This is a genomic window from Mesorhizobium sp. M1078 (assembly GCF_040318615.1).
GTDB lineage: Bacteria > Pseudomonadota > Alphaproteobacteria > Rhizobiales > Rhizobiaceae > Mesorhizobium.
In genome coordinates, this window is the sequence record NZ_JAMYMP010000025.1 from 13279 (window position 1) to 34061 (window position 20783).

Annotated in this window: 20 protein-coding genes; 11 read left to right on the forward strand and 9 right to left on the reverse strand. The window is 63.8% G+C overall.

Features of this window, described 5'->3' with window-relative positions; translation table 11 throughout:
- Positions 1-165: 165 nt before the first annotated feature.
- On the reverse strand, positions 166-828 hold the full coding sequence (locus NKH38_RS24800) for a LexA family transcriptional regulator (protein ID WP_352762987.1): 663 nt from the start codon (positions 826-828) through the stop codon (positions 166-168).
- 80 nt (positions 829-908) lie between these two features.
- On the opposite strand from NKH38_RS24800, the gene NKH38_RS24805 reads away from it, so the two are divergent.
- The 3 genes from NKH38_RS24805 (at position 909) to NKH38_RS24815 (ending at position 2928) form a co-directional block, all read left to right on the forward strand.
- Complete coding sequence (locus NKH38_RS24805; RefSeq protein ID WP_352762985.1) at positions 909-1277, forward strand: hypothetical protein; 369 nt, start codon at positions 909-911, stop codon at positions 1275-1277.
- Between the two features lie 86 nt (positions 1278-1363).
- Entirely contained in the window at positions 1364-2056 is a 693-nt protein-coding gene (locus tag NKH38_RS24810) for a GcrA cell cycle regulator (protein WP_352762982.1), read from the forward strand.
- Between the two features lie 272 nt (positions 2057-2328).
- On the forward strand, positions 2329-2928 hold the full coding sequence (locus tag NKH38_RS24815; protein WP_352762980.1) for a DUF6456 domain-containing protein: 600 nt from the start codon (positions 2329-2331) through the stop codon (positions 2926-2928).
- 67 nt (positions 2929-2995) lie between these two features.
- Here NKH38_RS24815 and NKH38_RS24820 read toward each other — a convergent pair whose 3' ends face one another.
- On the reverse strand, positions 2996-3304 hold the full coding sequence (locus NKH38_RS24820; protein ID WP_023693854.1) for a hypothetical protein: 309 nt from the start codon (positions 3302-3304) through the stop codon (positions 2996-2998).
- 203 nt (positions 3305-3507) lie between these two features.
- On the opposite strand from NKH38_RS24820, the gene NKH38_RS24825 reads away from it, so the two are divergent.
- Positions 3508-4392, forward strand: a complete 885-nt coding sequence (locus NKH38_RS24825; RefSeq protein ID WP_352762977.1) for an NmrA family NAD(P)-binding protein — start codon at positions 3508-3510, stop codon at positions 4390-4392.
- Positions 4393-4449: 57 nt separating this feature from the next.
- Here the strand turns inward: NKH38_RS24825 and NKH38_RS24830 are convergent, their stop codons facing one another.
- Both NKH38_RS24830 and NKH38_RS24835 read right to left on the reverse strand, forming a co-directional pair.
- Entirely contained in the window at positions 4450-5217 is a 768-nt protein-coding gene (locus tag NKH38_RS24830; RefSeq protein WP_156933462.1) for a COG3904 family protein, read from the reverse strand.
- Between the two features lie 147 nt (positions 5218-5364).
- Positions 5365-6639 (reverse strand): DUF763 domain-containing protein, encoded by a 1275-nt coding sequence (locus tag NKH38_RS24835; RefSeq protein ID WP_352762975.1) that lies wholly within the window; start codon positions 6637-6639, stop codon positions 5365-5367.
- A 245-nt stretch (positions 6640-6884) separates the two neighbouring features.
- Here NKH38_RS24835 and NKH38_RS24840 point away from each other — a divergent pair, with 245 nt between their 5' ends.
- Positions 6885-7877 carry an HNH endonuclease gene (locus NKH38_RS24840; RefSeq protein WP_352762972.1) on the forward strand — a complete coding sequence of 331 codons (993 nt, stop codon included), beginning with the start codon at positions 6885-6887 and terminating at the stop codon, positions 7875-7877.
- A gap of 49 nt (positions 7878-7926) precedes the next feature.
- Here the strand turns inward: NKH38_RS24840 and NKH38_RS24845 are convergent, their stop codons facing one another.
- Positions 7927-9882 carry an acyltransferase family protein gene (locus NKH38_RS24845; RefSeq protein ID WP_352762970.1) on the reverse strand — a complete coding sequence of 652 codons (1956 nt, stop codon included), beginning with the start codon at positions 9880-9882 and terminating at the stop codon, positions 7927-7929.
- A 457-nt stretch (positions 9883-10339) separates the two neighbouring features.
- On the opposite strand from NKH38_RS24845, the gene NKH38_RS24850 reads away from it, so the two are divergent.
- Positions 10340-10693: a cupin domain-containing protein gene (locus tag NKH38_RS24850; protein WP_023672492.1), complete on the forward strand. Its 354-nt coding sequence runs from the start codon at positions 10340-10342 to the stop codon at positions 10691-10693.
- A gap of 711 nt (positions 10694-11404) precedes the next feature.
- Here the strand turns inward: NKH38_RS24850 and NKH38_RS24855 are convergent.
- From NKH38_RS24855 to NKH38_RS24870, 4 genes are all read right to left on the reverse strand, one after another.
- Positions 11405-12232 carry a metal ABC transporter permease gene (locus tag NKH38_RS24855; protein ID WP_352762968.1) on the reverse strand — a complete coding sequence of 276 codons (828 nt, stop codon included), beginning with the start codon at positions 12230-12232 and terminating at the stop codon, positions 11405-11407.
- The gene (locus NKH38_RS24860) at positions 12216-13010 is read right to left on the reverse strand and encodes a metal ABC transporter ATP-binding protein (RefSeq protein WP_352762966.1); all 795 of its coding nucleotides are present in this window, start codon (positions 13008-13010) and stop codon (positions 12216-12218) included. Before NKH38_RS24860 ends, NKH38_RS24855 begins: the two co-directional genes overlap by 17 nt.
- 26 nt (positions 13011-13036) lie before the next feature.
- On the reverse strand, positions 13037-13918 hold the full coding sequence (locus NKH38_RS24865; protein WP_023754636.1) for a metal ABC transporter solute-binding protein, Zn/Mn family: 882 nt from the start codon (positions 13916-13918) through the stop codon (positions 13037-13039).
- A 233-nt stretch (positions 13919-14151) separates the two neighbouring features.
- A complete protein-coding gene (locus NKH38_RS24870; RefSeq protein ID WP_352463173.1) occupies positions 14152-15213 on the reverse strand; it encodes a maleylacetate reductase in 1062 nt (353 codons plus the stop codon).
- Between the two features lie 309 nt (positions 15214-15522).
- Between NKH38_RS24870 and NKH38_RS24875 the strand changes: the two genes are divergently transcribed.
- From NKH38_RS24875 to NKH38_RS24895, 5 genes are all read left to right on the forward strand, one after another.
- On the forward strand, positions 15523-16407 hold the full coding sequence (locus tag NKH38_RS24875) for an AraC family transcriptional regulator (protein ID WP_352762963.1): 885 nt from the start codon (positions 15523-15525) through the stop codon (positions 16405-16407).
- 229 nt (positions 16408-16636) lie between these two features.
- The gene (locus NKH38_RS24880) at positions 16637-17701 is read left to right on the forward strand and encodes an ABC transporter substrate-binding protein (protein ID WP_352762961.1); all 1065 of its coding nucleotides are present in this window, start codon (positions 16637-16639) and stop codon (positions 17699-17701) included.
- Between the two features lie 151 nt (positions 17702-17852).
- Positions 17853-18677 carry an ATP-binding cassette domain-containing protein gene (locus NKH38_RS24885; RefSeq protein WP_352762959.1) on the forward strand — a complete coding sequence of 275 codons (825 nt, stop codon included), beginning with the start codon at positions 17853-17855 and terminating at the stop codon, positions 18675-18677.
- Entirely contained in the window at positions 18674-19933 is a 1260-nt protein-coding gene (locus NKH38_RS24890) for a sugar ABC transporter permease (protein ID WP_352762957.1), read from the forward strand. Before NKH38_RS24885 ends, NKH38_RS24890 begins: the two co-directional genes overlap by 4 nt.
- A 28-nt stretch (positions 19934-19961) precedes the next feature.
- Positions 19962-20690 carry an SDR family oxidoreductase gene (locus NKH38_RS24895; protein WP_023733955.1) on the forward strand — a complete coding sequence of 243 codons (729 nt, stop codon included), beginning with the start codon at positions 19962-19964 and terminating at the stop codon, positions 20688-20690.
- Positions 20691-20783 lie beyond the last annotated feature (93 nt).

Here is a 20783-nt window from a genome sequence, read left to right on the forward strand (position 1 = left end):
CCCTCGAGGGGGAGATGTCGCCGAAGGCGACAGAGGGGGTCGGTACGTCCTGACGCGACTTCCTATCGCGGACAGAGGACGTCAGCGCCTTACGCGCGGCGACCCCCTCTGGCCTGCCGGCCATTCCCCCTCGAGGGGGGAGATTGCGCCTCACCGCCTTCTCCCTCACATATCGATCATCGAGCGCTTCACCCGGCCGATGATGGTGATGGCGCCTTCGAGCGCCGGCGGCGGGACGTCCATGTAGGAGGCCGGCTGGAAGGGCGGGTTCTCGTTGGGGCGGTAGCGCTTGTAGGTGGCCTGGCCGGATTCGTCCGAAATGACGTAGCAGCCATTGGTCACCAGCCGCTTGTCCCTGAGGTTGACGAAGATGATCGAATCCGGTGGCGAGATCTTGTTCATCGACGGGCCGTCGACGCGTAGCGCAATCCATTGGCCCTGCTCCAGATCGGTGGTGGGGATGGTCGGATAGTCGCTGAGATTGACCACCATGTCCTGGCTGCCGAGTTCGCCGGCGCTGATCCATGAGACAATGGGCACGTCGACGGTGGCCAGCGACGGCATCGGGATCTGCCGGCCCGACTCGTCAAAGCCGAAATGGCCACCCGAAAGGCTGCCGCCGTCGCCGTTGAACAAGAGCCAGCCGGGATCGACGCCGAACAGGCGGCCGTATTTCTCCGCCGCCTTGCGCGACAGCGGCCGGTTGCCGTTCTCGTGACTGATCAGCGTGTTCTTGTTGATGTCGCGCAATGCCCGCGCGGCGTCGCTCGGCGAGGCATAACCCGCCTCCGCCCGTGCCTGCTGCAATCTGTGCCTCGGTTCCTGCATCGTACAAATTGCCTGAAATTTATCGTCCAATACGTACGATTTCGCTTGCGTACGTTTCGTACATATCGTACGCTTAGCGCATGATCGAACAAACCGCAAGCGTTTCCGCAGACATCCTCAGCTTTCTCCCACCGTCCGGGCTGTCCTCCTCCCCGGTCCGGACGCAAACCGGGGCTTCTGCCCCGGATCCGGTCGAACCGTCGTCCCCCCGATCGACCGGAACGGCCGGAGCCGATCCTCTCCCGGCTCCGGCCACCTCTTCAGCCCATGGCGCCGCGCCAAGGGCTGTCTCCGGCGGGCAGGGTATTTCCTGCATCCGCACGGAAGATGGCACCGTCATCCTGTTCGACCGGCTGACGGGCAGGGCGGTTTCCGCCCTCACCAAAGCGGCCGCCGAAGCCGCCTTGCGGCATCTCGCCGGCTCGCTGCCGGCCGCCAGTATCGGCTAACCGCACCGACCATCCGCTCTGATTTTTTCCCGTGGGCCCTCGGGGCCGGCGCTCGGCCTTTGCGCGCGCAATCAATGGATACCGACATGACTGCCTATACCGACACCGAATTGCAGGAGATCGCCGTCTGGCTGAGGGATGGCCTGTCGGCCACAGGGATCGCCGTCCGCTTCACGGCGCTGCGCGGCAGTCCGGTCTCGCGCAATGCCATCATCGGCATCGTCCACCGCAACAGCGCGTTGAAGACCATCGGCTTCGCCAACCCCAGAGGCGGCAGGTCCGGCGGCCGACCGAGGAAGAATGCGACGGGGAAGACTGCGGCAAACGAGAATACCGCCAAGAGGAATCCGCCGGCGCAGCCAAGCAAGCTCGTAAGGGAAGTAGGAGTTTCGAAGCAGGCCGCGCCGGTCAAACCGGCCGCCAAACCGAGCCGTCAGCCATCGGCCAGGCCTCTGTTGCCAGCCCGTCCGGCGCCCTCGATCCCGGGCGAAGGACGGCTGGTGGTGGACGGCGAAATCTACCGCTTCAATGTGCCGGCGCCGCGCCCTGCTTCGCTCGGGCGTCAGCCGCATGTCGCCGCCATGCGCTTCATCGACTGCCTGTTCGACCGCTGCCGCGCGCCGCTCGACCTGACGCTGGAGGAAGACCCCGACAAAGACCCTCCCGGCAGCCGGCCGGGATTGGAGATGCTGTGCTGCGGCCTGCGCACAAGGGCGCTGAAAAGCTACTGCGAATACCACCAGGCGCGCTTCCACCGGCCTGTGGCGGAGATGGTGTGAGCGGCTGGGCTCCGTTCCTCGCCTCCGGACGACCCCACCAATGATCGAAAGCCGGCGGGACAGCGCCCCCCTCTGTCCTGCCGGACATCTCCCCCACGCGGGGGGAGATTGGCAGCTCGCCCGCACTGCCTTCCAACGGCGGTGGTGATTGGCGAAAGCCGACGCGACATCCGATCTCCCCCCAAGTGGGGGAGATGCCCGGCAGGGCAGAGGGGGGCGCGAAGGAACGCCAACCTTCCGGCTCAACAACCCAATCCCACAAGGATCCCCCGATGAGCAAAAAAACCGCGCAGAAAGCCAAACCGCCGAAATTGCCTGCGGGCGAAGCCGAGCAGGTGCGCATCCGCCGCGAGATCGGCCATGATTTCGCGCTGAAGGACGATCGCTTCGGCCGCAAGCGGTTGAGCGTCGGCACCGAAGAGGCGCGGCGCGTCTACGAGGTCTCCAATGACGGCTACACCGCGATCGGCGGCATCGTGCGGGTGCGCAATGTCGATCCGCTAGTCGGCATCACCTCACTGACCCGCCAGCAGCGTGAGGCCGGCCAGCGGTTTCGCGACGATTTCGAGCGCGCCTCGCGTGACGGGCTGAGGCCGATGCCGTGGGAAGAGCGCATTGACGGCGGCCGCATCAATGGCGGCATCCCCGACCGCGTGCTCAACGCCGGCCGCGCCCACACCCATGCCATCGCCGCCATGGCCCACTGGGAAGTGGCGGAGGTGGTTCGCAAAATCTGCCTCGAAGGCCAGTCGGTGAAGGCGCTCGCCGAACGCACCGGCGAAGGACGAGATGTGGTGGTGAAGCTGTTGAAGGTCGGGCTCGACCTTTTGGCCGTTGATTACGGGATGATGCTGATGCGGAAGCCGCGATAAGGCCGGCAGCCGCGTAGTGAAGCGGCCGGCCGGCAGATGCCGGCCGAACCGGTTTCACCCTATCGGATCACCGTTCGCAAACGCGAATTTCCTCGACGATCCTGTGATGATGGCGCCAATGCTTGACCAACTCTATGCGGCAATGGCGGTGGTGCCTGTGATACCTGTGGTACCTGAAGCCGTTATCGTAGGCATCATACTGGTAGTAGGGGCGAGGAGCGTAGCGATCGTAATAGTCGCCATAGCTGTCATTGTAGTCATCGTCATAGTAGCCGTTGCCGATGCCGATCACGACGCGCCCGCCGGCATTCGCCGGGGCGATCATCGCCGCCGCCGCAGTGATAGCGATAGCCGAAGCAAGCAGGAGCTTTCTCATAGCTGCCTCCTATTCAAGGTTGCGCTAATATAACTCGCTGGGCACGACCTCGTTCCATAATTTTGCAAGATGCGAACGACCCCTGCGCCGTGCATTGCGAGGAAAGTCAGCGTCACCTCCTGTCAGCATCGTCCCCCGATTTTTGAACCCTTCGCCGCCCCAGCCATTAATCCGGCATGAATCAGCAAGGGAAGGACGAGACCATGCATGTTATTCTTGGAGGTACCGGCCATGTCGGCTCGGCGGCGGCAATGGCGCTGTTGCGGCAGGGCGAGGATGTCACGGTGGTGACGCGCGACGAGGCGAAGGCCGCATGGTTGGTTGAACAGGGCGCGGAGGCCGCGGTTGCCGATGTGCTCGATGTCGAGGCACTGCGTGAAATCTTGCGGCGCGGCAAGCGGGCGTTTCTGCTCAACCCGCCGGCCGATCCATCGACCGACACCGACGCCGAGGAGCGCAAGACGGTTGCCGCGATTGCGGCGGCACTGGAGGGGTCCGGCCTCGAAAAAGTGGTAGCGGAATCGACCTATGGCGCGCAAGCCGGCGAGGGTGTCGGCGATCTCACCGTCCTTTACGGCCTCGAGCTGAAGCTGAAAGCGAAGGCCATTCCGGCAAGCATCAACCGCGCCGCCTATTACATGAGCAACTGGGATCAGGCCCTGGAGACGGCGCGGCGCGACGGCGTCATCACCTCCTTCTTCCCGGCGGATTTCGAGCTGCCGATGGTGGCGCCGCAGGATCTCGGCGAGGCCGCAGCGAGACGTCTGCTGGAGCCGGCGGACAAGACCGGCACGCACTATATCGAGGGCCCTCGGCGCTACTCAGCCGCCGATGTTGCCGCAGCCTTCAGTGCGGCGTTGCGCAAAAACGTGCGCGTGGTCACGGTGCCGCGCGAGCGCTGGACAGAAACCTACGAAAAACTCGGCTTCTCCAAAGCGGCGGCCGAGTCCTACACCCGCATGACCGAGGCCACGCTGGACAAGCCGGCGGAGCCGGAAAACCCGGAGCGCGGCACGACCAGCCTGGAAAGCTATATTGCTGCGCTCGTCGAGGGCCGGCCGGAAGACCTGTTGAAGGGTGCCGCGTAAAGTGAAGGGTTGCTGTTGAGAAACAGGCGCTTCGACGACCTACGTGGCCCGCTATTCCTATTGCCTGACCGTTCGGCAGTTGCCCGCCGGCGGCGTGGTCTTGCAGATATCGATGGAGGTGCGCGTGTCGCCGTGACCGGTTTCGGTTATCAGATTCAGGTCCAAAAGTTCGTATGTCACGAGGTATCGTATGCTGTCGTCGGGTATTTTTTGCATGGCCGATACGATCCACGAACCTGCTTTCATCTCGGTGAAATAGCTGTCGACCTTGCGTTCATACCATTTGGGTATCGGAACGAGGACGATGGTCTTCTTGCCGTGGATTTTCTTGGCGGTCGGCAGCATGATCCGGTGAATGCCGACAAAGGCGCGGCTGTCTGCCAGGCGCCGTACGCCGCCCGCAAGAACCATCGTACAAGCTGACGAACAGACTGCGCCGACGGGGTTGGCGACGCCGAAGCGGAGGTCGCCCGGCCCGCAGGCTTTTGTGTCTGGCGCGCATTCGGAGAACTCCGTCTTGCCAACCATCGTGTCGAGCCCGCTGGCGCGGATCATATGGCCAAGCGCCATCGCCGCATCGGTCTCGCCGCCCGGGGAATTCAACGCCAAAGGCAATTTGCGGGGGCCGAGTTTTTTCAGCAAAGCCTTCAGCAAAGCTGGCGTGCCGGCCACGATGTGACCTTCCGCCGAAATCCATTCCGGGCATGTCGGCTCGCATCCTGGCGTGCTGTTGCGTACAACGACGAAGTGCATCGGCGGTGTATATGCCAGTATGGCAGGCTCAGGCGTCGTTTGGGCGATCGCGCCGCCAATCGCCAGCAGCACGAAAACCAACGTCCATGCGAATGTATTCATGCCGAGCCTCGCCTGGCAGAGCATCACTTGAGAAATGGGTCTTTGCAAGCATTATCAAAACAAGCCGAGCACGTGTTTCTATGGGCCGCGCACTATCTCTGCATGATGGACAGGCCGCTACTGGCGGCCCCTGTCTGAACCGTCGTCGCTTTCCGCCGCCCCCTCCCACCCGAACACACTGCGCCCTCCCAGCAGATGCGACTGGTCGAACTCGCCGGCGACGATCTCCTTAAGGCTCGGCCCGGTGACGTAGCGCTCCAGCCGGCGCGCCTCGCCATCCAGGCGCTGCAGCGCGCCAAGCTCTTCCTCGCGGCCGAGCTTGGCCTTGCCGACGGCCGATTTCAGCACCGCGATCGTCTCGTCATAGACTTTCAGCGGCACTGGGAAGGGGTGGCGGTCCTTGCCGCCATGGGCGAGCGAGAAGCGCGCCGGATCGGAGAAGCGGCAGGGCGCGCCGTGCACAACTTCCGCCACCATGGCCAGCGCTCGCACGGTGCGCGCGCCGACGCCGGGCACCAACAGCAGTTCGGGAAAATCGGCCGGCCCGCTTTCGATGGCCGCCGAGATGTTGCCGTGCAGCCGGTGCATGACGATGTCGCTCTCGCGCACGTCATGATGCGCCGGCATCACCAGATTGGGCAGCATCGGCTGCGCGGATGATTTCGCGGCCGGTGATTTCGGCGGCGGCTCCAGCACGGCAAGCTCGTCGAGGATCCGCTCCGGGCTCATGGTCTTCAACAGGTCGATCTGGCCGCTACGTGACGGCGCGGCGCGATGGTCGGTCAGGTTGACGATCTCGCCCTGCCGCTCGCCCTCGATCGCCGCATGCGGCTGGTCGACGAAGCTTGTCAGTCCTTCGGACAGCCAGTGATAGCGCCGCGCCTGGCGGCTGTCGCCGTTCATGCCTTGCTGCACCACCACCCAGCGGCTGTCGTCGGTGACGATGAAGCCGTGCAGATAGAGGTCGAAACCGTCCTGCACGGCCGCACTGTCCACCTTGGCGACTAGGCGGCTGGCGGTGGCAAGCGCCGCGCCATCGATGCCGACGCGTTCGCCGATCGCGGTCAGCTCCTGCGGCGTCTTGCGCGAATGCGCGCCGCGCCCGCCGCAGACATGAATGCCGAGCTCGCGCGACATCGGGTTCAGCCCGCGCTTCAGCGCGCCGACGACCGAAGTGGTGATGCCCGAGGAGTGCCAGTCCATGCCCATGACGGCGCCGAAAGACTGGAACCAGAACGGATGCGCCAGCCGCCGCAACAGCTCGTCACGGCCATAGTGATGGATGATCGCCTCGCACAGCACCGCGCCCAGCCGCGTCATGCGATCGCCCAACCATTTCGGAACCCGCCCGCCATGCAGCGGCAAGTCCGCACTGCCGCTTCGCTGCGTCAAGTGAATGCTCCGTGGATACCTGCGCACCGGCGGTGCGCCTGTGATGTAGATGGCATTGGGGTGGAGATTTGCAAGCGGGGTGGGGGCGGCGACTATCGTCGCCCTACGCTCTTCTTGGCGTCTCGCCGAAAGATGCAGTTACGCCGCCTGTCGCACCTGGCAATAAGGTCGGCTCCCTGCTTGTAGGCGAGACAGGTCTCGAATAGAGCTTACCCAGCCGACGGCAACTATTAAAATCAAAAACGATGTCGCAATTCTGGTGGGTAAATCACAGTCAGACCGCCCGCCAAGAGATCGACGGGCAATATCTCTGGTCGCCCAAAACTCAGAAGAATGGGGCACGCAGCGAGTTCTACAAAAATATGCGTCGGGCGAAACCTGGTGACCTCGTGTTGTCTTTTTTCGGTCAAGCCGTGCGCTATATTGGTCGGGTAGCGGAGTTTGCATTCACAGCACCGAAACCACCGGAGTTCAAGAACACTGGAGCCAATTGGAACGAGGAAGGTTGGCTTCTCCCGGTGTATTGGGCGCCGCTCCTGCCGACGGTGCGCCCGTCGGACATAATTGGCGAATTGGGTCCGCTTCTGCCTGCCCGATACTCGCCCATCGACCCAAACTCCGGATCAGGCCGTCAACACGCCTATCTCGCGAGCGTATCGCAAGAGGTGTTTCACACAATTGTCGCGGGTACAGCTTTCGACCGCGAAGCTTTGAGGCGTGGTGGCGCAAACAGTCTCACTTTCGAAGTCGTCAATGAAATTTTAGAGGACGTCGTTGAGCGCCGTATCCGAGACGACCTCCAACTCGAGGACACTGTAAAGACGAGCGTCATTCAAGCTCGTCGCGGCCAAGGTAAATTTCGTTCCAATGTCGAAGCCATGGAGCGCTCGTGCCGACTCACAGGGGTCACCAATCCCTCGTTGCTGATTGCAAGCCACATCAAGCCTTGGCGCCTATGCGCTTCCGCGCAGGAGCGCTTGGACGGCATGAACGGGCTGCTCCTCACGCCTGATGCCGACCACCTCTTTGACCGTGGCTTCATCAGTTTTGAAGATAGCGGGCAGGTCCTCATATCCCAGCGCGTCGACAAGACTGATTTGCGGCGGCTCGGATTCGAGCAATTGGTGATGCAGAGTTTCGGCTTTGCCGAAGCCCCCGCCGTCTGGCGCACTAGCACCTTCACCCCGCCGCAGCAGGCTTACCTCGCTCACCATCGAGAGGATGTGTTTGTGGCATAGCTCGCATCAACTGAGCGTCAGCCGTCAGGTCCCCCTACCTCGCCGCCCCCTAAAACACCGCCTTCTCCAAGAGCGGCTCCAGTGATTCAGCAAATGGCGTCGCCAGGTGGTGCCGGTCGCGGAAGGCGAGTTGGCCGTTGATGAACACGTGGCAGGTTTGGGCGTCGCAGAACTGGCTGGTCAGGTCGACATAGGTGGCGCCGGGCACGCTGCGCACGACGTCGCGCTCGGCCGCGGCGATGTCGTCGTTCGCCGCCGCGTCCCTCGGCGTGTCGCAGACTTCAGGCACCTGCCCGCGCCACAGCGCCCGCGCCACGCATTTGTCGGCATAGCTTCCATTGTAGGGAACGTCCCGGATTACCGCGACCTTGATCCCGGCCCGGCTGAATGCCGCCAGCGTCCAGCGCAGGCCGGTCTTCCACTCCTCGTTCCCATCGGCGTGCTTCAGTTCCTCGGGCGATTCCTTCATCACATTGCCGATCGAAAATTCCGAGATCACCACCATGTGCGGGTGCAACGCGATAATGTCCTTGACCGATTGCTCCCGCCACTGGTCGCATTCGGTGTAGTCGCGCTTCAGCCGCCAGTTCCAGGTCGTCACCCGCGAGGCACGGCAGGACGATTTGAGATAGGTGACGAGGCGATAGTTGTTCTTGGCCGCCGCCTCGATCAGCGGCGTCGACCAGTGGTCGGCATGCGAATCGCCGAAAAGCGCAATCGAGCGCCCGGCGTCCTTGTTGCCGAACACGCAGGCCTTCGGCGGCACTGTCTCGAAGGAGAGAATACAGCCGGCCGCGCGCGCCGTGGAAGGCTGCGCGGCGCTGGCGGCAATGCTGCGCTGCTCAGGGTCCAGATCGTGGACGGCAAGCCTGGCATTGGCGTAGGCGGCTGCGACGCCGGTGCCGGTCAGGAGGACGGCCGGCACCAGCGCCCGCGCCGCACTGGCCATCAGCCAGCCATTGCGGCGGATCGGGTTTTCGATGACATGATAGGTGAACCCCGACAGCGCCAGCGTCAGCGCCAAGCAGCCGAGCCGCTGCAGCGGCGAAAGTTCCGGCGTCAGCATCGTGGCATACACGATCACCGGCCAGTGCCAGAGATAGAGCGAGTAGGAGAGTTTGCCGACCCATTGCAGCGGCGCCAGCGCCAGTGCCTCGATCGGGCTTTTCTTAGCGCTCTCCTGCTGCGCGTGCGCCGCTCCTGCCAGCAGCAACAGCACGGTGCCGGCCCCCGGCACCAGGGCGAGGAAACCCGGGAAGGGCGTTTCGTCGCTGAAGGAAAGATAGGCGCCGGCAATCAGCGCTAGGCCGAGCCACGCCAGCGGCGTGGCGAGCCGCGGGCGGTTTTGCCAGACTTGCTGCGGCACCATGCTGGCCAGTCCGCCGGCGGCGAACTCCCAGGCGCGTAGCGGCGAGAAATAGAAGGCCCAGGGCTGCGAGACCGTGGTGAGCCACGCGCAGACGGCGAACGAGACGAGGCCGGCAATGCCGATCACCAGGATCGCGCCGCGCTTGCCGGGGCGCAGCCATGCCGCCAGCACAAGCAGCGCCGGCCAGGCGACATAGAACTGCTCCTCCACCGACAGCGACCAGAAATGGACAAACGGGTTGCTGGCCGCATCGGCGGCGAAATAATCGAACGACCAGCGGATCAGCCACAGATTGATCATGTAGGCCGAGGCGAACATGGCGCCTTTGGAATAGAGCGATTGTTCCTCCGGCGACAGGATGAAGGCGCCGGCCACCAGTGTGGCGAGGATGACGAACAGCGACGCCGGCAACAGCCGCCGAGCGCGCCTGGCATAGAACCGCCACAGGTTGAGCCGCCCGGTCTCGGTGATTTCGGCAAGCAGGTGTTTTGTGATCAGATAGCCCGAGATGACGAAGAAGATGTCGACGCCGGTGAAGCCGCCGGGCAGGCCGGTGAAGCCGAAATGAAAGGCGATCACGCCTGCCACCGCCAAGGCACGCAGTCCTTCGATATCGGGCCGGAACGATGCTGACACGATTTGCCACCTCGTGCTGGTGCATGACCCCGCCTCGGCGAGTAACGGTCGCGCCGGGATCATACGTGCGGCAGCTTTGCGCCCAACGGGACACGGCGCTGCAACCGTTGACAGTCGGACCAAGACTCCGCCCTATGGGTCGATATCGCAATGCAACAAATCTAACGCAGTGCAACATTGGAGGAGATGAACTGCCAATCTCCCCCCTTGAGGGGGAGATGGCCGCGAAGCGGCCAGAGGGGGTCGTCTCGCGTGAAGCGCCAACTTCCGTCTGGTGCAGGCGCCGCGTCCAGTCGAACCGACCCCCTCTGTCGCCTTCGGCGACATCTCCCCCTCGAGGGGGGAGATTAGCGCGCGCGTTCGTCAATCTCCGACGCCACACGTCGGCCCTTGCGTTGCTCCCGTCACACGCATCGGCTATCCAACCGGCAGCCATGCAATTCAAACGGAGCCTCCCATGACCAACACCACCATTTTCAAATTCGGCGCTGTCGAGCATGCCGAGGGCGGCGACTTACCGGGCTGGATCGTTGTGGCGGGCCGGCCGACCATGCAGACCGCCGTGCAGCACACCACCGCCGATGGCAAGGTGCTGTCGGGCACCTGGCGGGCCTCGCCAGGCACTTATCACGCCACCTACACCGACTATGAGTTCGTGCACATGATCGCCGGCCGCATCATCATCACGCCCGATGGCGGCACGCCGGTCGAGGTCGGTCCGGGCGATGCGTTCGTGGTCGAAGCCGATTTCAAGGGCACCTGGCAGATCATCGAGCCGGTAACCAAGCACTTCGTCGTCAAGCTTGCTTGATCGACGTCGTCAAGCTTGCTTGATCGACGTCGTCAGGCTTGCCTGATCGGTGCCGATACACCTCGGCCGGCGCGGTTCATCGCCAGCGTCCCCCTCGCCCAGCAGGGGAGGGGGACGTAGCGAAGCGAATATCGGTTAAGAGGGCGTCACCTCGTTCGCTTCGAACCGATGCGGATCGAAAAGCTGAGACGATGGCGTTCTGCGGAGCCTGGTCGAGATAACGCAGGCCAGGACTGCTGCCGGTCGCCGGCGCGTCAGCCAAGAGCGAGCGGCGCACTTCGAGAGTGCATGCCGCCCGTCCGGCGCCGGGCCGTCAATGCTGTTGTTACGAAACCCCCCAGCCCCGTCTCAACCGCCACGGCCATGGCGTGACCCATGGCTTGCTATACGCATGCAGCACCGCGGTCTGTCAACGCCGCCCGCGATGGCCGCGGGAGGTCGCTTTTGCGCCTCCCGGCCAGCTTTCCAGCCGGCCTCGCGCAAGCCCATTCGCCGCCGCAAAATGCGCTTGAAATGGCGGTTTTCCGGGTTTTCCGGCCGCTCCGGAGCGGATCTTTGGCACGCCAGAGGTCGCGATCTAGACCATTGAATGGATTTGTCTTTCCCGGCTGAAACGTTTCAGGAGCCCGGTTGTAGACCTGACTTTTTTTGGGTGTATTTCCCTGACGTCAATTTTGCAGCCGGCCCGACCGACCTGCCGGAGGGCAAGCCTCAGAGGCCGGCCTCGGCTGCCTGAGTCTCTCGGACCGACGGGCGCCGGACCATGCCGCTGACGACATAGGCCGCCGCGCCCAGCGCCGTGATCCAGAAGCTCGTCGGCCAGTCGGTCAGGAAGGCGAGCGTCAGGCTGATCCAGGCGATGATCACGGCAAGCGCGATGGACGTCAGCACGCCGGCTCCGACGCCGCTGGTAAGCCTGAGGGCGGTGGCTGCAGGCGCCACCATCAGCGCGAAGACGAGCAACACGCCGACGATCTGCACCGCCTCGGACGTGGCGACGGCGACCAGCACCATGAACAGGGTCGAGACAAGAGTGAGCGGCACGCCGCGCGCTTCGGCGAGTTCCGGCTGCAGGCTGGCGAACAGCAGCGGCCGCGCTATCAGCAAAAGCGCGACAAGGATCGCCACCGCCAGCACCGCAAGCACGATAACGGTGCGCAGGCTGATGCCCAGCACATTGCCGAACAGCACGTTGGTCGCCTGCGAGGCGAAGGCGGTGTAGAAATGCAGAAACAGCAAGCCCAAGCCGAGCGACAGCGTCAAAACGATGCCGATGGCGACGTCGCGATGCGCGCGTTCGCCAAGCAGGCCGATGCCGATGCCGGCGGCGACGGTAAACACCGTGAGGCCGAGAAACGGCGACAGCCCGATTAGGCCGGCGCCCGTGGCGCCGGGAAAGCCGACATGGGAGAGCGCATGACCGGCGAAGGTCTGGCCCCGGAGCACGAGGAAATAGCCGACCGCGCCCGAAACGATGCCGACGATGGTGCAGGCATAAAAGGCGTTGCGCATGAATTCATAGTCAAAGATCGTGGACATGCGCCCCGCTCTCCAGTTCGACATCGTCGGCCATGACGAAGATGCGGCCGGCAACCCGCACCACATTGATATGCGTGCCGTAGAGTTTCGACAGCACCGGCCCGCTGATGACCTCGTCGACGGAGCCGATCGCCGCCTTGCGGTTGCCGAGATAGAGCACGCGGTCGACGGCGCGCAGCAGCGGGTTGATCTCGTGCGAGCAGAACAGCACGGCAATGCCGAGCCGTTCGCCGATCTGATGCACCAGGTCGATGATCGCGCGCTGATGGCCCGCGTCAAGACTGATCAGCGGCTCGTCGAGCAAAAGCAGTTGCGGATTGCCGATCAAGGATTGCGCGATCAGGATGCGCTGGCGCTCGCCACCGGAAAGCTCGCCCAAGGGACGGCGCGCGAGGCTGCCGGCGCCCACCTCTTCAAGTGCCTTCCACGCCGCCTCCTTCTCGGCAGCCGATGCGACGGGCCAGCCCCAGCGATGCCCGCCGGCGGCACTCAGCACGAAGTCGAGGCCGCTGACGCCGACATCGCCAAGCGCGCGCCGCGCCTGCGGCATATAGCCGATGTCGGCGTTGCCGCGCGTCGGCGATTTGCCAAGCACCGAAATGGCGCCGCCGGCCGGTTTGATCAGGCCGAGAATGGCGCGCAGCATCGTCGTCTTGCCGGCGCCATTGGCGCCGAGCAGGCCGACAAAGGCGCCTTGCGGTAGAGAAAAGGAGACGTCGGATAAAACCCGGCGTCCCCCATAGGTCAGCGTGACCCTGTCGAATTCGATTGCGTTCATTTAGTCACATTCATTCGCAGTCACGTTCATTGTGTGCGGGCGGCGAGCGCCTTCTGGACCGCGTCGATCTGGCCGCGGAACCAGGTCTGGATCGTCTGGCCCGCCGGTTCCGTCTCGGTGACGCCGATGACAGTGACCTTATTCTGCCTGGCGATGTCGAGCAGCCTTGTCGTTGCCTCGTCGGTCACCTGCGAATTGTAGAACAGGATCTTGGCCGAGCCGTCCTTCAGGCTGTTTTCGAACGCCGCCACCTGCGTGGCGCTCGGCTCCGCATCGTTCATCAAAGCCACCTGGAAATCGTAGTTCAGCATTTTCAGGCCGAGCGCTTCCGCCATGTAGCCGAAGACCGGCTCGGTAGCCGTCACCTCGGTGCCGCCATAGGTGTTCTTGACGTCGGCGATTTCCTTGTCAATGGCCTCGAGCGAGGTCTGGAATGCCTTGAGATTGGCCTCGTAATGCGCTGCATTGGCCGGATCGCGTTTGGCAAGATCGGCGCTCAGCGCCTTGGCGATGGCCGGCAGCGTCGCCGGGTCGTACCACAGATGCGGGTTGTCGCCCGACTTCTTGCCGATCAGGTCGGCGGCGACGATGGTCGTGCGATCCTTGGCTGTCGAGGCCGACAGCAGCTTGTCCATCCACGGATCGTAGTCGGCGCCGTTGTAGATGACGATCTTGGCGTCGGCGATGGTGCGCGCCGTCGACGGGCTGGTCTCGAACAGATGCGGATCGTCATCGGGATTGGCCAGGATGCTGGTGACGGCGACGTTGCTGCCGCCGATCTGGCGGGCAAGGTCGCCATAGAAATTCTCGGCCGCCACGATGGTCAGCTTGTCTTCGGCGCGGGCAGCCGTGCCGGTCAAAAGCGGCACCGCGACGAGCAGCGCGGCGAGAAAGGGAATGCGACGCATCCGTGGTCTCCTTGCAGTCTGAAAGGTATGTCGCCGGAGAGGCGGGCTGTGTAACTGTATAACAGTAACAATATAACGTTTGCTTCGAAAATACGGTTGATGTCAATGGGCTTTTCGAGCCGCGCAGTTTTTCACGCGCACAAAAGCGTGAGCGGCCTGCGCCGATCAGGCGGAGCCACTCATGGCGGTCTTCCTGATGAATTCGCGGCGGGTAAGTTCCTTGCTTGTTGCAGTCAGTTTTGCGGACGCCTTCCCTCCCACGCGTCCTGCAACAGGGCGCGGATTGCGGCGCGGTCGAAAGGCCGCGGATTCCAGTATGGGTTCCTGGTCGCAATCTCAGCGGCGCGGTCGAGATCGGCCTGCATGAGGCCGAGTTCTTTCAATGTAAGGGGCGCGCCGACCGCCTTGGCGAAATCCTGGAGACCGCTACCGGCGCTGCTGCCAAACAAGTCGGCGACCGGCTTCAACAAGTCGGGCACCGCGGCGGCGTTGAAGCCGATCGTGTGCGGCAACATCACCGCATGCGTCTCGGCATGCGGCATGTCGAAAGAGCCGCCGAGCGTGTGACAGATCTTGTGATGCAGCGCCATGCCGACGGCGCCGAGCACCGTACCGCACAGCCAGGCGCCGTAAAGCGCATCGCCGCGTGCATCGATGTTTCCAGGCTCCTTGGTCAACACCGGCAGCGCAGTCTTCATGGCGCGCAATCCTTCTTTCGCCATCAGGGTGGAAATCGGATTGCGATCCTGCGCGTAAAGCGCTTCGGCCGAGTGCGCCATGGCGTTGAGTCCTGACGCGACGCTCATCGCTATCGGCAGGCCGACGGTCAGCTCTGGATCGTAGATCACCACTTCCGGCAGGATCCTTGCGTCACGCATTGTGGTTTTTTCGCCGTTCTCGGTCTGACCGAGGATCGGCGTCACCTCCGAGCCGGCATAGGTGGTCGGGATGACGATCTGCGGCAGGTCGGTGCGCCAGGCGATCGCCTTGCCGAGACCGGTGGTCGAGCCGCCGCCAAGCGCGACAACGCAGTCAGCGTTGACCTCGGTCGCCTTGGCCATTGCCGTTTGGGTTACCTCGACCGGCGTGTGCATGGCGGCGCCCGAAAAGGTGCCGGCCGCCAGCGCGCCGAGGGATTCGGCAAGCGCCTCGCCGTCGGCAGCCCGATGCGGCGTCGACAGCACCAGCGCGCGATTGCAGCCGAGTTTTTCGATCCAGGTGCCCACCTCGGACGACGCGCCATTGCCGAAGACAATATGCGCAGGGCTGCCGGAGTAGGTGAACGTCCTTGTCATGCCGATCCGCTCCCTTTGCATATTATCACTGTGACGGAGCCGAAATCGAGCGGCCAGCTCTCGCTGCCGACGACATCGTTTGCGTCGTCACCGTCTCGCAAGCGGGCCCTGATCTCTCCCGCGTACTCGCAAACGTATCGCCTTGACCACAAAAACGTCAAAAAAGTATCAGTGAGGTGGACACACCGTGGTGGCGGCTGCATGAATTGCCGCCTAAGCTTCGATCACTGCAGAGAGCGGCAAACGCGGCCTGCGGGAGATGGCACTGCAACTGGTCGCATGACCGGACCGGCGCCGGGAGGAACTGACATGAATCCGGACTTGGAAGTCGTCCAGATCAGACGCGGCGAGTCGTTCAAGGCCTGGGCCCACGGCTACCCCTTCCACACGGTGCGCTGGCACTTCCATCCCGAATACGAAATCCATCATGTCGTCGCCACCACGGGCCATTATTTCGTCGGTGACTTCATCGGCGAGTTCGAGCCCGGCAATCTCGTGCTCACTGGCCCGAACCTGCCGCACAATTGGGTCAGCGACGTGCCGGCAGGCGCCAGCGTGCCGCTGCGCGGCCGCGTCGTGCAATTCTCGCAAGAGTTCATCGCAGACGCCACCGCCGCGTTGCCGGAACTTGCCGGTTGTGAAAACATTCTCGAGCTCAGCCGCCGCGGCGCGCTGTTCTCCACCGCTACCGCCAAGCTCGCCGCACCTGTGCTGGCCGAACTGGTCGAGGCGCTAGGCGTTCGCCGCATCGCGCTGTTCATGGAGCTGATCGATATTCTGAGCCGCGCCGCCGATGTACGGACGCTGACCAGCGCCAGCTATCTGCCGGATCCCTCAGGCTTCATGTCGGCCGGCGTCAACAAGGCGCTTGCCTATATCAACGCCAACCTGACCGAGCCGTTCAGCGAAAGCGATCTGGCGGCGATTGCCGGGCGCAGCCCGAGCGCGTTTTCGCGCAGCTTCCGCCGTCATACCGGCATGGCGCTGGTGCAGTACGTCAACCGGCTGCGCATCAACCTTGCCTGCCAGTTGCTGATGAGCGAGGCCGACATGCCGATCACCGAGATCTGCTACGCCGCCGGCTACAACAACATCTCGAATTTCAACCGCCAGTTCCTGACCCAGAAAGGCATGTCGCCTTCGCGCTTCAGGGCCCTGCTGGCGGAAAACATCAGCGCGGAGATTGCCGCCTAACAGGGAGGACCGGGAGGAGCCTAGACGTTTACTGAGGTAAGAACGCGGGGTGCGTTGGAGGCGCCCCGTGCTGGAGATCGCTTGTCCCGAAATCCAGAGATATCAAGAGGATGCGCAGCACGGATCAAGTGCTCCGTTGTTCCTCGCAACAGCCCGACTGCAGTCAAGGCCCGGCGCCATGTGGTGTCCAGGGCTTCATGAAACCATTCCTTGAAACGGAGCTATCAAAATGACCAGATTTGCCTGGAAATCGACGGGAGCCATCGCGCTCACTGTTTCCCTTCTTGGCGGCACCGCTGCCTTTGCCGCCCCGGTTACCGACGCCACGGTCGCCTTCTTGATGCCCGACCAGGCCTCGACGCGCTACGAGCAGCACGACTATCCCGGCTTCGTCGCCGAGATGAAAAAACTCTGCCCCGGCTGCAAGGTGATCTACCAGAACGCCGATGCCGACGCCTCGCGCCAGCAGCAGCAGTTCAACTCGGTGATCTCGCAAGGCGCCAAGGCGATCGTGCTCGACCCTGTCGACTCGACTGCCGCCGCCTCGCTGGTCAAGCTGGCGCAGAGCCAGGGCGTCAAGGTCATCGCCTATGATCGCCCGATCCCGACTGCACCTGCCGACTTCTACGTCTCGTTCAACAATGAAGGCATCGGCAAGGCCATTGCCGACTCGCTCGTCGAACACCTCAAGGCGCTGAAGGTCGACCCCGCCAGCGGCGGCCTGCTGCAGATCAACGGATCGCCGACCGACGCGGCCGCCGGGCTGATCAAGAAGGGCATCCATTCCAGCCTCGACAACAGCGGCTACAAGATCCTTGCCGAATACGACACGCCGGAATGGGCGCCGCCGAAGGCGCAGCAATGGGCAAGCGGCCAGATCACCCGCTTCTCCACGCAGATCGTCGGCGTCGTTGCGGCCAATGACGGCACCGGTGGTGGCGCCATCGCCGCCTTCAAGGCCGCCGGTGTCGATCCGGTGCCGCCGGTGACCGGCAACGACGCGACGATCGCCGCACTGCAGCTGATCATCGCCGGCGATCAGTACAACACCATCTCCAAGCCGAGCGAGATCGTTGCGGCGGCTGCCGCCAACGTCGCCGTCCAGCTTCTGTCGGGCGAGACGCCGAAGGCCGAAATGACCCTCTACGACACCCCATCGCAGCTGTTCACGCCGGCGGTGGTGACGCAGGAAAACCTCAAGGCCGAGATCATCGACAAGAAGATCAACACCGCCGAAGAGCTCTGCGTCGACCGCTATGCCGAAGGCTGCAAGAAGCTCGGCATCACAAAGTGACAATGCAGGTCGCCCAAAATCGCGCAGCGGTTTTGAGATAAGACATGCATAAAAGGATGACCTAGAATCCTGATCCTGCTTTCCGGCCGCCCTTGCGGCGGCCGGAAGTTCGCAGTCACTCTTGACCGCCCATCCGGAAAGGTTTGCCACCATGTCTGACATCTCTGACGGACCGGTTTCGGCAGGCGAGCTGGTGCTCAGCCTGCGCGGCATCTCGAAGAATTTCGGCGCCGTTTCGGCGCTCACCGATATCGATCTCGATGTCCATGCCGGCGAGGTGGTGGCGCTGGTCGGCGACAATGGCGCCGGCAAGTCGACGCTGGTCAAGATTCTGGCCGGCGTCCACCAGCCGAGCTCGGGCACCATCAATTTCCGCGGCAGGCAAGTGACGATGCCCGACCCGAGCGCCGCGCTGACGCTCGGCATCGCCACCGTTTTCCAGGATCTGGCGCTGTGCGAAAACCTGGACGTCGTAGCCAACATCTTTCTCGGCAAGGAGCTCAACCCGCTACGGCTGGACGAGGTGGCGATGGAGATCCGCGCCTGGACGCTGCTCAACGAATTGTCGGCGCGTATTCCAAGCGTCCGCGAGGCGGTCGCCTCGCTGTCCGGCGGCCAGCGCCAGACCGTGGCGATCGCCCGCTCGCTGCTGCTCGACCCCAAGGTCATCCTGCTCGACGAGCCGACCGCCGCTCTTGGCGTCGCCCAGACGGCGGAAGTGCTGAACCTCATCGACCGGGTGCGCGAGCGTGGGCTCGGCGTGCTGATGATCAGTCACAATATGGAGGACGTGCGCGCCGTCGCCGACCGCATCGTGGTGCTCAGGCTCGGCCGCAACAACGGCGTCTTCGAACCCGACGCCTCGAACCAGGAACTGGTCAGCGCCATCACCGGCGCCACCAACAATGCAGTGTCGCGCCGCGCCGAACGGCGCAAGGCCGCCGAACAAGCGCACAACCAGGAGCAGCGGCCATGAGCGCGGAGCCCAAGCAGGACACCTCCTCGTCGACGGCGCTCGACCGCAGCGACGTGCGCGTCAAGCACCAGGCCGGCGTTGGTGGCGCCATCAGCGCCTTCTTCGACCGCGTCCGCTCCGGCGACCTCGGCTCGTTGCCGGTCATCGTCGGCCTGGTCATCATCTGGAGCGTGTTCACCGCCCTCAATCCGGTGTTCGTCTCGTCGAGCAACCTCGTTAATCTGTTGTTCGACTGCTCGACCGTCGGCGTCATCGCGCTCGGCATCGTCTGCGTGCTGATGGTCGGCGAGATCGACCTGTCGGTCGGCTCGATCAGCGGCTTTGCCTCGGCCATGGTGGGCACGCTGTGGGTCAACCAGGGCTGGCCGGTGGCGCTCGCCATCCTCGCCGCGATTGCCGTCGGCGGTTTCATCGGCGCGCTCTATGCCTTGCTGTTCAACCGGCTCGGCATGCCAAGCTTCGTCTCGACGCTCGCCGGCCTGCTCGCCGTGCTCGGCCTGCAGCTGTATATTCTGGGCTCCACCGGCTCGATCAATCTGCCCTATGGCTCGAACCTGGTGAATTTCGGCCAGTTGCTGGTCATGCCGGACAGGCTGTCCTATGCACTGGCGGCATTGCCCGGCATCGTCATGCTGATCAGCGGCCTGCGCACCGTCAGCCGCCGCCGGGCCGTCAATTTGTCGGCGCCGTCTGTCGGCGGCCTCATCGTGCGCGTCGCCGCCCTAACCATCCTGCTCGAACTGATCGTCGGCTATCTCAACCAGGCGCGCGGCATACCGTGGATGTTCGGCCTGTTCGTCGGCCTGGTGGTGGCGATGAACTATGCGCTGACCCGCACCCAATGGGGCCGCTCGATGACCGCCGTCGGCGGCAACCGCGAAGCGGCGCGCCGCGCCGGCATCAAGGTGCGCTCGATCTACCTCAGCGCCTTCGTCATGTGCTCGATGTTTGCCGCCCTCGGCGGCGTGCTGTCGGCGGCGCGACTGGCCTCGGCCAGCCAGCAGGCCGGCACCGGCGACGTCAACCTCAACGCCATTGCGGCGGCGGTCATAGGCGGCACCAGCCTGTTTGGCGGCCGTGGCAGCGCCTATTCCGCGCTGCTCGGCATCATCGTCATCCAGTCGATCGCCAGCGGGCTGACCTTGCTCGATCTGTCATCGTCGCTTCGCTACATGATCACCGGCGCCGTTCTGGCAATTGCGGTCATCGTCGACTCCCTGGCACGCCGCTCGCGGGTTTCCCACGGCCGCGCCTGAACGCAACCGCAATCGATACGAGGATAGAATGGCTCAGGATTTGAGTGGAAAGGTCGCGGCGATCACCGGCGCCGCGTCGGGCATAGGCCTGGAATGCGCGAGAGCGCTGATTGCCGCCGGCGTTCGCGTTGTGCTCGTCGACCGCGCCGAAGACGCGCTGAAAAGCGTCTGCACCGAACTCGGTCCCGACGCGATCCCGCTGGTGATCGATCTGATGAAGCCGGCCAGCGTCGCGACGATGATGCCGCAAATCCTGGACAAGGCCGGCCCGCTCGATATCTTCCACGCCAATGCCGGCGCCTATGTCGGCGGCCCGGTGCTCGAAGGCGACCCGGATGCCTGGGACCGCATGCTGAACCTCAACATCAATGCGGTCTTTCGTTCCATCCACGCCGTGCTGCCGCATATGGTCGAACGAAAGACCGGCGACATCATCGTCACGTCCTCGATCGCCGGACTGGTGCCGGTGGTCTGGGAGCCGATCTATACGGCATCCAAGCATGCCGTGCAGGCCTTCGTCCACACGGTGCGCCGGCAGGTCGCCCCGCACGGCCTGCGCGTCGGCGCGGTGCAGCCGGGGCCGGTGGTGACAGCGCTGATCAGCGACTGGCCGAAGGACAAGCTTGAGGATGAACTGGCCAAGGGCGGCCTGATACAACCGGTCGAGGTCGCCGAAGCCGTGCTGTTCATGCTGACGCGGCCGAGAAATGTCACTATCCGGGATCTGGTTATCCTGCCGCAGAGCAATGATTTGTGAGGCGTTAGGCGGTAGGAAATGGGGAGAGGCTCTTGCAACTGACGGTTCACTGCTGACCATCTCGCCTACTGCCTACTGCCTACTGCCTACTGC